Source organism: Paeniglutamicibacter gangotriensis Lz1y, from assembly GCF_000348945.1.
In the GTDB taxonomy this organism is placed as follows: domain Bacteria; phylum Actinomycetota; class Actinomycetes; order Actinomycetales; family Micrococcaceae; genus Paeniglutamicibacter; species Paeniglutamicibacter gangotriensis.
In genome coordinates this window covers 347,365-361,573 of sequence record NZ_AOCK01000003.1, presented here as the reverse complement: position 1 = coordinate 361,573, position 14,209 = coordinate 347,365, and the positions used below count along the sequence as shown (strand labels likewise).

Annotated in this window: 11 protein-coding genes; 5 read left to right on the top strand and 6 right to left on the bottom strand. The window is 64.5% G+C overall.

The window, feature by feature from the left end:
- The first annotated feature begins 56 nt into the window (after positions 1-56).
- Positions 57-1,127 carry a class II fructose-bisphosphatase gene (gene glpX / locus ADIAG_RS06835; protein WP_007270604.1) on the top strand — a complete coding sequence of 357 codons (1,071 nt, stop codon included), beginning with the start codon at positions 57-59 and terminating at the stop codon, positions 1,125-1,127.
- A gap of 88 nt (positions 1,128-1,215) precedes the next feature.
- Here glpX and manA read toward each other — a convergent pair whose 3' ends face one another.
- From manA to ADIAG_RS06815, 4 genes are all read right to left on the bottom strand, one after another.
- Positions 1,216-2,469, bottom strand: coding sequence for a mannose-6-phosphate isomerase, class I (gene manA / locus ADIAG_RS06830; protein WP_007270603.1), 1,254 nt, complete (start codon positions 2,467-2,469; stop codon positions 1,216-1,218).
- 37 nt (positions 2,470-2,506) lie between these two features.
- Positions 2,507-3,952 (bottom strand): LCP family protein, encoded by a 1,446-nt coding sequence (locus ADIAG_RS06825; RefSeq protein ID WP_007270602.1) that lies wholly within the window; start codon positions 3,950-3,952, stop codon positions 2,507-2,509.
- Between the two features lie 176 nt (positions 3,953-4,128).
- Positions 4,129-4,668, bottom strand: a complete 540-nt coding sequence (purE, locus tag ADIAG_RS06820; RefSeq protein ID WP_007270601.1) for a 5-(carboxyamino)imidazole ribonucleotide mutase — start codon at positions 4,666-4,668, stop codon at positions 4,129-4,131.
- Positions 4,665-5,858, bottom strand: a complete 1,194-nt coding sequence (locus ADIAG_RS06815; RefSeq protein ID WP_083873972.1) for a 5-(carboxyamino)imidazole ribonucleotide synthase — start codon at positions 5,856-5,858, stop codon at positions 4,665-4,667. Before ADIAG_RS06815 ends, purE begins: the two co-directional genes overlap by 4 nt.
- Before the next feature lie 200 nt (positions 5,859-6,058).
- Here ADIAG_RS06815 and ADIAG_RS06810 point away from each other — a divergent pair, with 200 nt between their 5' ends.
- Positions 6,059-6,622 carry a GtrA family protein gene (locus ADIAG_RS06810; RefSeq protein WP_007270599.1) on the top strand — a complete coding sequence of 188 codons (564 nt, stop codon included), beginning with the start codon at positions 6,059-6,061 and terminating at the stop codon, positions 6,620-6,622.
- Positions 6,623-6,758: 136 nt separating this feature from the next.
- On the opposite strand, the gene ADIAG_RS06805 is transcribed toward ADIAG_RS06810, so the two are convergent.
- Positions 6,759-7,487: a TIGR03089 family protein gene (locus tag ADIAG_RS06805; protein WP_007270598.1), complete on the bottom strand. Its 729-nt coding sequence runs from the start codon at positions 7,485-7,487 to the stop codon at positions 6,759-6,761.
- A 289-nt stretch (positions 7,488-7,776) separates the two neighbouring features.
- Between ADIAG_RS06805 and ADIAG_RS20830 the strand changes: the two genes are divergently transcribed.
- The 3 genes from ADIAG_RS20830 to ADIAG_RS06790 are packed head-to-tail and all read left to right on the top strand — an operon-like array spanning position 7,777 to position 13,618.
- Positions 7,777-8,301, top strand: coding sequence for a WhiB family transcriptional regulator (locus ADIAG_RS20830; protein WP_007270597.1), 525 nt, complete (start codon positions 7,777-7,779; stop codon positions 8,299-8,301).
- Positions 8,302-8,330: 29 nt separating this feature from the next.
- Complete coding sequence (locus tag ADIAG_RS06795) at positions 8,331-11,702, top strand: glycosyltransferase family 2 protein (RefSeq protein WP_007270596.1); 3,372 nt, start codon at positions 8,331-8,333, stop codon at positions 11,700-11,702.
- Positions 11,699-13,618, top strand: a complete 1,920-nt coding sequence (locus tag ADIAG_RS06790; RefSeq protein WP_043473714.1) for a DUF5719 family protein — start codon at positions 11,699-11,701, stop codon at positions 13,616-13,618. The genes ADIAG_RS06795 and ADIAG_RS06790 overlap by 4 nt, the downstream gene beginning before the upstream one ends.
- Here the strand turns inward: ADIAG_RS06790 and ADIAG_RS06785 are convergent.
- Positions 13,615-14,130 carry a metallopeptidase family protein gene (locus ADIAG_RS06785; protein WP_007270595.1) on the bottom strand — a complete coding sequence of 172 codons (516 nt, stop codon included), beginning with the start codon at positions 14,128-14,130 and terminating at the stop codon, positions 13,615-13,617. The genes ADIAG_RS06790 and ADIAG_RS06785 overlap by 4 nt on opposite strands.
- Positions 14,131-14,209: the final 79 nt, after the last annotated feature.

Genomic DNA, 14,209 nt, shown 5'->3' with positions numbered 1-14,209 from the left:
CCTCGTCATGCGCGGGAAGCCGAAAGGGCGTATTTGATGTCGGGAGATATGATGGGATGTGTTGGCCCCCGGCAAACGAACAGATCTCAACGACGAGGAAGACCGTGACTGAAGCCACGAATTTTGCCCACCTGTCCCCACGACTTTCAGTCGGCGACGCCGAACCGGACCGCAACCTGGCCCTCGAGCTGGTGCGCGCGACCGAAGCCGCCGCCATCGCCTCGAGCCCCTGGGTTGGATTCGGCGACAAGAACACCGCCGATGGCGCGGCTGTCGATGCCATGCGTTCGCTGCTCTCCACCGTTTCCTTTAATGGCGTAGTTGTCATTGGCGAAGGCGAAAAAGACGAAGCACCCATGTTGTTCAACGGCGAACATGTGGGCGACGGATCCGGCGCCGAGTGCGACGTGGCCGTGGATCCCATCGACGGTACCCGACTGGCCGCGTTGGGCATCAACAATGCGCTCTCTGTACTGGCCGTAGCCGACCGCGGATCCATGTTCGACCCCTCTGCGGTGTTCTACATGGAAAAGCTGGTTACCGGTCCCGAAGCCGCCGACCTGGTTGACCTGCGCCTGCCGGTTAAGCAGAACCTGCACTTGATTGCCAAGGCCAAGGGCAAGAAGATGAGCCAGATCACCGTGTGCATCCTTGATCGTCCGCGCCACGCCGGACTGGTCGATGAAATTCGTGCCGCCGGTGCGCGCACCAAATTCATCATGGACGGCGACGTTGCCGGTGCCATTGCCGCGACCCGCGAGGGCACCGGAGTGGACGCGCTAATGGGTATCGGCGGCACCCCCGAAGGCATCGTCACCGCGTGTGCCATCAAGTCGCTGGGTGGAGTCATCCAGGGCCGTTTGTGGCCCACCGATGACGACGAAAAGCAGAAGGCCATCGACGCCGGTCATGACCTGGACCGCGTGCTGACGACCAATGATCTTGTCACCAGCGACAACTGCTACTTCTCCGCAACGGGTATCACCGACGGCGACCTGCTGCGCGGCGTGCGGTACAAAAACAACCGCATCCACACCCAGTCGATCGTGATGCGTTCGAAGTCCGGCACCATCCGCTTTGTCGAGGGCGAGCACCAGTCCGACAAGTGGGAAGCGTACACACGCTAAACACTAGTTCGGACGCACTCCAGCCCCGAGGTAAAAGGCCCGTCAGGAATCGCTTCCTGACGGGCCTTTTACCTTGCCTGCTGGGAGACTATTCCACTGGTTGCGGTGTCACCGCGAATGCCTGACCTGAGGCATTCGCACTGCGACGGGCCATGGCCGGGGCCTCGTTGGCGCCGATGAACACCGACTCACCACGGCGCAACAGTTCATCGCCGCGCGGGGTATCGATGAGCACCTCACCCTCGACGCAAAGCACGATCACCGGGCCATTGGCCGCCACCGGAACATCCCCGCCGCCCATCTCGGAAGTATCGGTGAATGCCGCCAGCTCGATGTGCTGGAGCTGGAACTCGGCAAAGGGCGGTGTGAAGATTCTCTGGCCAAACATGGTTTCGGTGGCCTCGAGGTGGGGAACGCCCAAGGCCTCAAAACGCGTGATGCGAAGCAGCTCGGGGACATCGATGTGCTTGGGTGTCAGCCCGCCGCGCAACACATTATCGGAGTTCGCCATGACTTCCACGCCCAGTCCACGCAAATAGGCGTGCACATTTCCGGCATCCAAGTAGATCGCCTGCCCGGGTTCCAGAACCACCAGGTTCAGCAATAGCGAGACCAACACCCCGGCATCCCCGGGGTAGTGCTGATTGATCCTGGGCAGCTCGGCCAGGGACGGGTGCTGTCCCAGCTCAGGGTGCGTCTCGAGGGCGCCGACGGCCGCGGAGACCAATGCGGTGACTTCTGGATCCCCGCCTAGCAGGTAGGCGCACGTGGTGCTCAGCGCCGTGGCCTCGTCGGCGTCGGCCAGCAGCGAAGCGATCTTCGTGCACGTGTTCGCGTTGGCGGCATCCAACACCGTGGCAAGCTTTTCGAACAGTTCAGCGCTCTGCGCCGGGACACGGAATCCGCTCAATGCCGCGAAGTCGGTCAGGGCATAGATCATTTCCGGCTTGTGGGAGCCGTCCCGGTAATTGCGGCTCGGGGAATCTGCCGGCACCCCGGCAGCGTTTTCGGCTTCGAATCCTGCAGCCGCTTGTGCGGCCGAAGGGTGGACCTGAATGGACAAAGGCCGCTCGGCGGCCAGCAGCTTCATCAGAAACGGCAGGCGGCCGTGGGCACCGGCGACCTCGGGCCCCAGCAGGGAAACGGGGTCGGCATTGATCAGCTCGTCTAAGCCCATATCGCTGCCATCACCGGCTGACTCGGTGCGCGAAGGAGCAGAAGGGTGGGCGCCGAGCCACATCTCGGCCTCGGGGCCGCCACCGGGAGTGGTTCCCAGAAGCCCGGCAATGGCGCCGGTGGATCCCCAAGCATAATCACGGATGGTGTTTGTCAGGCGATACATCGTTGTCCTTTGGGCTGGCGGGGGTTTGGTGCCCGGGTCAGGGCACCGAACAGTCGTTGTTGTTTGCGGCAATTTTTTCCAGCAGATCCGTGCGGCCGATCTGTTCCAGAGTGACCAAGTACTTTTCGGTCAGTGGCGAACCATCATTTTGCTCGGTGGGCGCATCTGAAGGCGCCGTACCGATTTCGCCGGGTTCGGTGTTGCGCTTGGGTTCCTCGGGCGTGGTGCTCTTGGGTGTTTTGGAAGGCTCGGCCTTCTTGGTGTCCTTGTCAGACTTCTTGGATTTCTTGGACTCGCCTTCCGCGGCGATCAGGCTGTCGATACGAGTGTGGATGACCTCGAAATCGGGGTACGTGGAGAACTTGTCGGAGGCCGACCCAAAGTCAGGCGCTCCCAAGGTCAGTCGCTTAAACGGTGTCGATCTGGCTTTGTCGGCGAGGTTCAAGAAGGAGCCAAGCTGCTGCTGCGGAATATCGGTCTCCACCAGCTCTTCGCCGGCATCCATCAGAGAGGTAAACCGGGTGAGGATGGTCTTGGGATTGAACTGGGAGATCATGGCCTGCTGCAGGCACTGCTGGCGGGCGATGCGGTGGTAGTCCGAGGTGAAGTCGCGGGAACGGGCGAACCAGAGGGCATGCTTGCCGTTGAACTCCTGCACGCCGGGAGCAAACCAGTGGGTGTTCACCGACGAATTGGGCCAGGCCTTGCCGTTGTAGGGGACCCAGCCACCCGAATCGACGGTGACCCCACCCATGGCGTCGATGAAGCCTTCAAAACCGCCCATATCGATCATGACGTAGGACTGGACCTTCAGCCCGGTAGTGCCCTCGATCGCGTCCATGGTGGCTTGCGCCCCGGGGTTCTCCGCGTCCGGATACAGATCGGCGTGGTTGTCGGTGGCGTCGCGGTAGATGGCGTTGAAGAGGCATTCGTTGCCGCAGTCGTAGCCGTCAGGGTAGATCTCGCGCATCGGGGAATCGGCGGAGAACTGGGCGTTTTGCATATTGCGGGGGATGGAGATCAACAGCGACTTGCCGGTCTTGGCATCGACGGAGAGCAACGACATCGAGTCGGTGCGCACCCCATCACGGTTTCCAGCCGAGTCGGCACCAAACACCGCGATGTTGTAGCGTCCCTCGACGGGCTTGAAAGCCGGGCCGGAGGTGAAGACGTTGGTGATGGTCTCGCGTCCCTTGTTCAACACAAAGGCGCCATAACCCATCGACCCGGTGATCGCCACGGCCAGTACCAAGAGGCTCGCGGTGAGCCCGATGCGGGCTCCGGGGGCCAGATACTTGGGCCTGATGATGGCCAAGGTGTTTAGGAACATCAGCAACCAACCGGCGGCCAGGGCCACCAACACCACGGAGGCTCCTAGCTGGACCCAGGTTTGGGCGAAGAAACCCAGCAACCAGTCGCGTTTGAACAGCAGCAGAGCCAAGCCCACCAGCAACACGGCCCAGCACGTCATGGTGATGCGCATGGCGAACCCACCCAGGGCGCGTCGCCCCGATACCCATTGAGCGCTGCCGGGGAAAAACGTGGTCAGCAACAACAGGAACAAGGCACGCTTGGGTGCGCACTGGTGCCGGAGCCGAAGTCGGGTCCGGAAGCAGGTCCGAGGATTTGGGGGAGCGACGGGGTGCTGACATGGAGGTCCTAGCTGCCGGCGGTTTCGGAGGCGACCGCGGCCCGCAAGGTGGCGCCCTTGTCGGCGGCGACTTGGCGTAGGTCTGCGGCAAAGGTGATCAGCTGCTCGCGCAGCTGCGCGGCAAAGTCATCGGTGCCGGTGCCGGTGGCGAGCATGCGTACGGCGAGCAGACCGGCGTTGCGTGCTCCGCCGATGGAAACGGTGGCGACGGGGACGCCTGCGGGCATCTGGACGATGGAGAGCAGCGAGTCCATGCCATCGAGGGTCTTCAGCGGCACCGGCACGCCGATGACCGGCAACGGGGTCACGGAGGCGAGCATGCCCGGAAGGTGGGCGGCACCGCCGGCACCGGCGATGATCACCCGGATACCGCGGGTGTGGGCTTCCTTACCGTAGGCGATCATGTCTTCGGGCATGCGGTGAGCGGAGACCACATCCGCCTCGAACGGAATGGAAAATTCGCGGAGGGCCTCTGCCGCCAGCTTCATGACCGGCCAGTCCGAATCGGAGCCCATGACTAGGCCTACCAATGGTGCGGGGGTGCTCATAGTGCGACTCCTTCGGAGGTGGCTGCGGATGCCGCGGTGGGTACTCCGTCGCGGATCAGGGAGGCCACGGCGTTGGCGCGGTCGCGCAGCGAATCAACGGATTCACCGGGCTCGGAGACCACATTGACGTGCCCGATTTTGCGTCCCGGGCGCACAGATTTGCCGTAGGCATGGACCTTCACACGCGGTTCGGCGGCCAATGCGGCGTTGAACGCGGAGAACAGGTCTTGGTTGGCCCCGCCGAGGTAGTTCTTCATCACGGTGGTTTCGGCCAACGCATCGGTGGCACCCAGCGGCAGGTCCAAGACGGCGCGCAGGTGCTGCTCGAACTGGCTGGTGATCGAGCCATTCATGGTCCAGTGCCCGGTGTTGTGCGGGCGCATGGCAAGTTCGTTGATCACAAAACCGGCACCGGTGCCGGGAGTCTCGAAAAGTTCGGCGGCCATCACACCGGTGACACCGAAAGCCGCGGCGATCTTCAAAGCTGCGTCCTTGGCAGCCGCAGCGATCTCTGCGGGCAGTGCCTTGGCCGGGGCGATGACCTCGTCGCAGACGCCATCGACTTGGATGGTGTGCACCACGTCCCAAGCCTTTTCCTCGCCGCCGGGGGTGCGGGCCACCAGTGCGGAAAGTTCACGGGTGAAGGGGACCTTGTCCTCCGCCAGCAGGGCTCCGTTGCCGAACCAGTCGGCCGCGGCACGGGCCTCGTCGGCGGAGTCGAGCATGCGCACACCCTTGCCGTCGTAGCCGCCGCGTGGGGTTTTGAGCACGACCGGCCAGCCGATCCGCTCGCCGAAGTCCACCAGCTCATCGACGGTCTCAACCGCGGCCCAGGCCGGGTTGGGCAGTCCGAGCTCGGCGATGGCTGCGCGCATCACCAGCTTGTCTTGGGCATGGATCAGCGCGGCGGGACGCGGCTGCACGTTCACGCCCTCGGCAATCAATGCCTGCAGGTGCTCGTTGGGCACGTGCTCGTGGTCGAACGTCATCACGTCGAGTCCACGGGCAAACTCCCGCAGCGTTGCCAAATCTTTGTAGTCACCCACCGGTGCGTCGGCAACGCAGCGCGCGGCTGACACATCCGGGCCCTCGGCCAGGATGCGTAGTTCGAAACCGAGGTTCAATGCCTCGGGGGCCATCATGCGTGCGAGTTGGCCTCCGCCAACAACGCCAATTACTGGAAACGTCACCCGCACAGCCTACCCAACCTACGCGCCTTCAGTTGGCGGATAAAGGGAGTTTGAACACCTTTGTCGGTGAATTTTCAGTGAACCGCATTAGAATGGCTTGGTTGACCGGGTCAGGAAGTCGCGGATCAGCGCCATCGCCGCCACTGGATCCCCGTCCACGTGAGGCGGCGAAACGCATTGAAACGAAACCATGGAGGATCATGCTGACGAGGATCTGGGACAAGCTCATGGGTTTGGTGTCCATGCTGTGGCGGGAAGTAGCCAAGTTCGGTGTCGTCGGGGGTGTTGCCTTCGTGATCGACTCCGGCATCTACCTGTGGCTGCTCAAGGGCCCCATGTCGGACTCCGAAGTCAAGGCGAAAATCGTTGCCGGCGTGGTGGCCACCATGTTCTCGTGGGTTGCTAACCGTTACTGGACCTTCCGTCACCGTCGTCAAGCAAATGTCGTGCGTGAACTGGTGATGTTCCTCATCATGAACGCCATCGGGCTGGGCATCGCAGCGGCCTGCGTGTTTGTCACGAAATATTGGATCGGACTGACCGACACCACCAGCATCTTCATCGCAGGTTCAGTGGTCGGCTTGGTGCTGGGCACCATCTTCAGGTTCTTCGCCTACCGTTTCTGGGTCTTTGGTGCCGAAATGGACCAGGAAGAGGAATTCGCCCACGACCGTGAGCTGCTCAGCGTTGGACCGGAACACGGTTCGTTCGAGCAGGAGACCCAGGCTCCGAACCCGAGCCTGACCCCGGACGTCAAGGACTAAACCCTGCACTCAGCTCCGCGGCAGCGCCACGGAGAATCACCCCGGCACCCGCCCGGGACCCCCACGCCTTCCGGCGTCGGGTCCCGCATGAGTGAGCCGGGGTTTTTTGTTGACCGGGATCCCTGCCAGGCAGCGGCTACAGGTCCAGGCGGGTGGTGACTCGTTCGCCGGTGAGCAGCGAATCGGTGATTGCCACCCCTTCTTCGACGAGCACGACAGGATTTCCCGCGATCCACTGGGCCAACACTGTCTGGATGACTCGATCCAAGGGGAGCGCGGTTCCAACCAGCGTGGTCCCCGCTTCCTGATCCGGTGTCCCGGATGCGAAAAGATCGATGTAGCTCAACGTCCCGGTCTCGGACGTCAGCGCCGTGGCGGAGGTATCGATGGGGAAGGAGGAGAACGAATCCGCGTAGGAACGGACCTCGGAAGCATAATCGGTGGCGCCAACCGGCAGCGGGCCACCGAAGGCCATGGCCAGCGCAGGCAGCGGGACAACGATGACTTCCACGGCTCCACCGACTGCTAAGGTTTGCGGGTCTGCAGTTATGAATACGTCCACGGCACCGGGATCAGTTCCGGGTGCCACCCAGCGGACCTCGGCGCCCAGATGCCAGCACGCCAACAGCAGTGCGGCTGACTTCCAGTGACCGGGCATATCGGTGGCGACGACGCTGCCCGGGGCTAAGTCAAACTCTTCGTGCAAAAGGTTCGCGCTCTTGGCGACCCAGTTGTCAAAGACCCGTCCGCTGAGCTCCACGCGCTCTCCAGTTTGCGAGTACCAAGTCAGATATGGATGGGTGGAATGGCGTACCGGAGCCAAGAGGGATTCGACGGGATGTAACGAGTTGGTCTCAATGGGCATGGGGTGCTCCTTGTCAAGCCTGTGAATTCCCCGGGAATCCGCGGGCGGGCGTATTTCTGTGTAGTCACGGCGAAGTTCCGGGCGTGGCGTGGCCGTAAAAGCACGACTTGTGTGGCTAAAATCAACGACCGCACTTGACGCGACCCGAGTTACACCAGTGTAATTAGATAGTGCACCGTCTGAGGTAGTGATTTTATTCCCCGGCGACTCCATGTTGAAGGTCGTCGGCATCGCTCATCTTACGGTCAATTTTGGTACATAGTTCGTTACGGCGGAAGGTTGGTAAACCATGGGGAACGTGGATCGAAGCTTCAATGAAGCCGAAGCGACAGTGTTGGCGCCGGGCTATGGCGAGGGACGTGGCGTCCCATCCGACTGGTTTGTCGACCCGGCTGCGCCTCCTAAGAGTTCCAGGGCGCTCAACCCTGCCGAGGAGAACGCCGCATTCCTGCTGGCCCATGAAGCGGCCAACGACTTGACCGTTGAACTGACTCCCTCATGGGCACCAAGCCTCGATGCGTCGGCGGACGGCAAGACTCCCGCCAAGGCCATCTGGATCGGCCTGGGTTCTGCAGAAGAAGAAGAAGAAGAAGGCGAGCTTGGCTGGCAGTCGGAGGCGTTATGCGCCCAGACTGACCCCGAGGCGTTCTTCCCCGAAAAAGGTGGATCCACCCGTGACGCCAAGAGGGTATGCGGTGCATGCAACGTACGATCCGAATGCCTTGAATATGCCCTGACCAACGATGAACGCTTTGGCATTTGGGGCGGCTTGTCCGAGCGCGAGCGCCGTCGGCTTCGGAAACGAGCAGTCTAATTCTTCCCACGATCCACGTCACAGCCATTGTGGCTGCCCACAATGGCGCAGAATTTCTACCCCGGACCCTGGCTGCACTGCGCGACCAGACGCGCCTGATCGACCGCTTCATCGGGGTTGATGCTTCCTCCACCGATGGCTCGGCCGATCTGATGCGCAAGCAGCTGCCCTCTGACGCGAGCATCCTCGAGGTGCCCGAGCACAGCTTCGGACATTCGGTGATGGCCGCAGTGCAATCGCTGGGCCAGCCCCGGTCCGGGCGCACGGAATGGTTGTGGCTTATCCACGACGACTCGGTGCCCGAACTCAACGCACTGGAAAAGCTGCTGACCGTGGTGGAAGCCACCGAATCGGTGACCATCGCCGGGTGTAAGCAGCTCGACCTGGATTCCCCGCGCCGGCTGCTGGATGTGGGCCTGAGCGTGAACAAACACGCCGAGCGCCTGACCCTGATGGAAATCGACGAGGTCGACCAGGGGCAATACGATGCACGCACTGACTCCTTCGCCGTAACCAGCGCGGGCATGCTCATCCGCCGCGACGTCTTCGAAGCCTTGGGTGGCTTCGACCCTGCCCTGCCCGGGCTCGGCGACGACATGGACCTGTGCTGGCGTAACCGCCTCATGGGAAACCGCGTGGTGATCGTTCCCACGGCCAAGATCCACCACAAGGCAGCAGTGGTCCGCGCCTTGGCCGGGCCCGCCGAAACACGGCGCGCCGAAGTCTTCATGCGCCTCAAGCACGCCAGCACCTGGGCCATCCCCTTCCTGGTCGTCGGCGCGGTACTCGGGGGCATCTATCGTTTCCTGCTCTCGCTTCTGGCCAAGGACCCCGCCTACGCCTTCGGCCAACTCGGTGCGACATTCCGTGCCGTGTGCACCCCCATGATGCTTTCCCGCTCGAGAGCGGCCGCGGCACAAACCCGACGAGTCCCACGCAACTCGATCTCCCGTCTGCTGACCGACCAAGCCGTGGTGCGCGAACACCGCAAACACATGATGGACTCGCTGGATGCCGGCACCGTCTACGGAGACGGCACCGGAGCCACCGCATCGCAGGACCCCAGCGGCGATGCCCGCAACGACTTCGCGGCCCTCGCCGCACCAAACCGCACCTCGGCCTTCGTCAGTACGATCATCGCGGTGGTGCTGAGCACCGCTGCCTCCCTCATCGGGCTGCGCGTGCTGCTCGGGGCACCAGCCGTAGCCGGCGGGGCCTTGCTGCCACTGTCCACCAAGGCCTCGGAGATCTTCTCCAATGCCACCGGTTGGTGGGCCAACATCGGCGCCGGAAGCCCCGCAGGCGGGGATTCCCTCGACTTCTTCCACTGGCTGTTGGCCCTGGTTGGCGGCGGAAACGCCAACGCCGCGGCCGTGGTGCTTATTTTCATGGCGATGCCATTGGCCGCGTTGAGCGCCTGGCTGGGACTCGGTGCTGTGACCCGTTCGCGGGCCGCCCGCATGGTGGGAGCCTTGCTCTGGGCCTTGGCCCCGACGCTGCAGGTTTCGCTGGCCTCCGGCCGGGCCGGAGCCGTGCTGGTGCACGTGCTGGCACCGGTGCTGCTGCTGGCGCTGCTGCGCACCGTGGGTGCCGCAGTCGATTTCGAGGCCGGCCGCGGCACTGGCCAACGCCAGTCGCGACCCGGGATCGGCCAGATCCCTTCTTGGACCGCTGCCTCGGCTGCCGCGCTGCTGCTTCTTGGAGTGGCCGCCGGATCACCTGCCGTTGGGCTCGGCCTGCTGGTGCTGATCCTGGCCTCCGCCATCGTGTTGCGCTCCCGCGCCAAGACCCTGTTCTGGGTGCCGCTTCCGATGCTCGTGCTCAACCTGCCGTTGATCATCGCCGCGTGGGGCAACCCGCGCGTGCTGCTCACCGATCCGGGACTGGCACTGCCCTTCAGCGCGGCACCGCTCTGGGCCCAGGCCCTGGGCGTACCCACCTCGTTTGGGATCTTCGATATCCCCTCCGGCCTCGGCTTCCTGCCCGCCGGCCCCTGGGCACTGGTATTGGTGCTGCTGATCGGTGCACCGTTACTGGCCTTTGCCCTCATCGGGCTCTTTGCCGGTGGACGCAATGCCTCCCTGCCGCTGGCCCGCTGGCTCTGGCTGGGCGGTGTGCTGATGCTGACCGCCGGATACGGAGCGACACTAATTCCCTCCGCCGTCTCGGGGAACACCTTCGTCACGGCCTTCAACGGCCCGTTTGTTTCCTTCTTTGTCTTGGGCCTGCTGTTTACCGCGAGCCTGGGCATCTCGGTCTTCCGTGGGGAACGCGCTACTGTGCCTTCGGGACGCCGCGAATCGGCAGCCAGTGCCTCGACCGGTGTCATGGTCTGGGCCTCGGCCTTGCTGGGTCTCTCGGTGGTATTGTCCGGCGCAAACTGGATCACCGCCCAGCTTCCGGCGCTCGCCACCGACACCTCGGCAACCACCTTGGGGGCGCAAAGCCTGTTGGTCCCCGTCTCGGCGCGGACGCTTCCGGCCACGGCGGCCGACCGCGGGCGGGGCGAATATGAGGAACGTACCTTGGTGCTGGCCCAAAACGGTGACGGCGCGGTGAACGCGTCGCTGATGAACGGGGCCGGAACCACCGCCGATGCCCTCTCGCAGCCAGTTGCCGCGAACCGTCTGACGGGCTCACTGCTTGAGCCCGAGCTGCGCGGCTCGGATGACGCGGATCGCTTGATCGAGCAATCCGTAGCGACCCTGGTCTCCGACTCGGCCCTGGATCCGCGGGAGGAACTTGAGGCCCTGGGCGCCGGTTTTGTGGTGCTGCAGGACCAGCGCGAGACAGCCTCTGCCTTGGTGGCCAGGCTCGACGCGGTCCCCGGCCTGGTGGCCGTGGGCCGGACCGAGTCCGGGTGGCTCTGGCGGGTTGAACCGCAAGGCGAGATCCCCGGGGTGAACAACACCACTGATTCAACAGCACGGGTGCGCATCATCTCCGACGGCGCGACCGTGGCCTTGCTGCCATCGCACCGCGGAGCAGTGTCAGGGGCCGAGATCCAGGCAGGTGACGCGGATCGGGTGCTGGTGATGGCCCAACGCGCCGATCCGGGGTGGAAGGCCACCCTCGACGGGGTGCAACTGAGCCCGACCACCGTGGCCGCGGCCCCGAAGGCTGCGGGCAGCGGAGCCGAAACCGTTCCCTGGGCGCAGGGCTTCGAACTGGGAGAGGCTTCCGGAACACTGGAACTGCACTATCAGAGCCCGTACCAGGTCCCCGTGGCCATCGCCCAGCTGGTGGTACTTTTCCTGGCCCTGCTGCTGGTCATCCCGATTCCGCGCAACCGCCGTTTTGCCGCCCGTCGACTGGACGAATACCGCACCCGCGGCAACGCCGAAAGCATTGACGAGCTCGACCGCGGACGCCGTGCCGCGAGGGTCAAGGAGACCAAGTGAAAAACGATTCCCGCAGGGGCCGCCGCGAGGCAGAACGCGCCGCGTCCGCAGCCCGCGAGGCCGCAGGGCTGGCCCCGGGGACTCCGCTCCCCGCACAGACCGGCAAGGACGAGGCAGCAGCGCCCGTCCCGGCGGCTACGCCGGCCAGCGAAGCAACTCGAACCCCTGCAGCAGGAACCCCGGGAGCAAGCGAATCCGGGAAGTCTCCGGAAACCGAGACCCCCGAGGCCTCCGGGGGCCCGGAGCCGACAGCCAAAACCACAAAGGCCGAGCAGAACCCGCCAGCTGCTGTGGCCGCGGAAGGCACCGCAGCCACACCGACCAAACGTGGCCGAGGTCAGAAATCCCCGCGCCGCGCCATCGGTGCGCTCGGTTCGGTGGGGGTGCTGGCGCTGGGCGCGGCAGCTCTTGCTGCCGGTTCCTTTTTCCCTCCTGCCACCGCGGCGCTCGAGGCAGAAGTTGCTGTGACCTCCCTGCCTGCCGGCGACGCACTGGCCTCCTGCCCGGCCACCATGAAGCTGTTCACCGGGGCCGGTTCCGGGGTGGATCCGGAATTCGCTCCGGCTTCTAAGGACGCCAAGACCACGTTGCGCGCCGCGGTGCTCTCGGATGCGGCAGGGCGGGTCCCCGGCGCCGAAATGCTCACCAACGATGACAAGGTCGAAAAAACGATCTCCCCGCGCTTGGCCGCGGATGAGGCCGAAAAACTCAGTGGGGCCGGCGAGGACGGCACCAACCAGCGCAAGGGCGCGGTGGGTCCGGCCAGCGGCTACTCCGAGGCGCTGACGGTCCATGCCCAGCCCCTGGGTGGGGTCCAATCCATGGTCTCCGCCGTGCGCACCTACCAAGCCGGTGACGGCGACCTGGCCGGGCTGGCCGTTTCCGGGTGCACCGAGCCCGCCGCAGAGTCCTGGCTCACCGGCGCGGTCACCACCCCCGGTTCCACCGCGGTACTGAACCTGGTCAACCCCTCGGCCTCCGTCGCCGAGGTCCGGGTGGATTTGCGTGGCGCCGACGGAATGATCCAGGCACCCAACCTTTCGGCGGTGGCCATTGCCCCCGGCGAATCGAAATCCATCATCCTGGCCGGCTACGCGCCAAACGAGAAATCCCTCTCCGCCAAGGTCACCTCTGCCGGCGGCCGGATCAGTGCCACGATCCAGCAGTCCACGCTGCGCGGGCTGGTTCCCGGCGGCGTTGACTACCTCGGTGCCGCCGAAGGTGCGAACTCCACACAGGTGATCCCCGGGGTGGTGTTGCAGGATCCGAAGCGCGCCGAGGAATTGGCCAAGCCCGGTGCCAACGCCGATGCGATCCCCGAGCTTGTGCTCGCGGCGACCTCCGCGGAAGGGGCCACGGTGCAGGTCCGCGCCTTCGGCACCAACGGCGAGGTGGCGATCCCCGGTGGCGGGGAAGTGGTGGTGGCCTCCAACGCGACAGACCGACTGCCGCTGACCGGGCTACCGGCCGGAAACTACACCATCGTCGTGGAAGCCGATTCCGCGGTGAGTGCGAGTGTGAAGATGGTGCGCGGCACCAAAGCCGATGAACCCATCGACGTGGCCTGGGCTCCGGCAGCCCACCGGCTGGGCAGCGAACACCTGATGGTGCTGCCTTCGACGGGGAGAACATCGGTGGTGCTCAATGCACCCCAGGACACCGCCACGGTGTCGGTGCGGTCACTGGATGCTGCGGGGAAGCTCTCGCAAGCCAAGGAAGTCACGCTGGCCGATTCGAAGTCGGTTGTGCTGAACGCCGCAGATTTTCCCTCAGCAACGGCGTTGGTCTTCTCGGCCAGCGGAGCCCCCAGCTATGCCGGGGCGATCGTCACCGACGGAGCGTACGGGGTTGCGGCGCTGGTCCCCGGTGCGGAGCCTTCGGGCCGCGAAGGCGTCCAGGTCCTGCTGCGCGACTAGTGCCCGGGAGCCGGGCCCCACATCCCGTACTCGGGATCAACGAGCTGGGGGTCCATCGCCCACCGATCGGCGAGCTGTTCCACGATGGAGATGTGGATCAGTTCAGGGAGCAATTCGGGGGCGTGAGCGCAGGCCTCCTCGATGGGCCGGCGGTATAAGGTGATTCGTTCGCTTCGCCCCGGGCGGCCCGCACGGTTGGTACCCCACGGGACCCGGGTGCCGGCGGCTTCAACTCGTTCCAGGACCTTGGTATGGGGCACCATCATGATGCGAAAATCGATGGAGGTGACTTTCTCGCCCCAGCGGTCGGCCAAGCGTTCGGCGGACTCGATGAGCAGGTCCTCGAAGCGTTCGCCCCGGGTGCGTGAACCTGGCAACGGTTCCAAAAGCATCGGTCCGCGGCGCCCGCGCCCGTGCCGGTTGCGCCGGCGGTCGGCAAACCTCCGGATCGTTCCGCTGTTCAGTGAGGTCGGGTCGCGCCCGTCCAAATCGATCGACAGTTTTCCGGACATGTACTTAGCCTATGCCACGCACGGCCCCCGGTGTTCGTCGGCGTGTGCGGCGGTGCGCAACCACGCTGAAGCGCAGCTG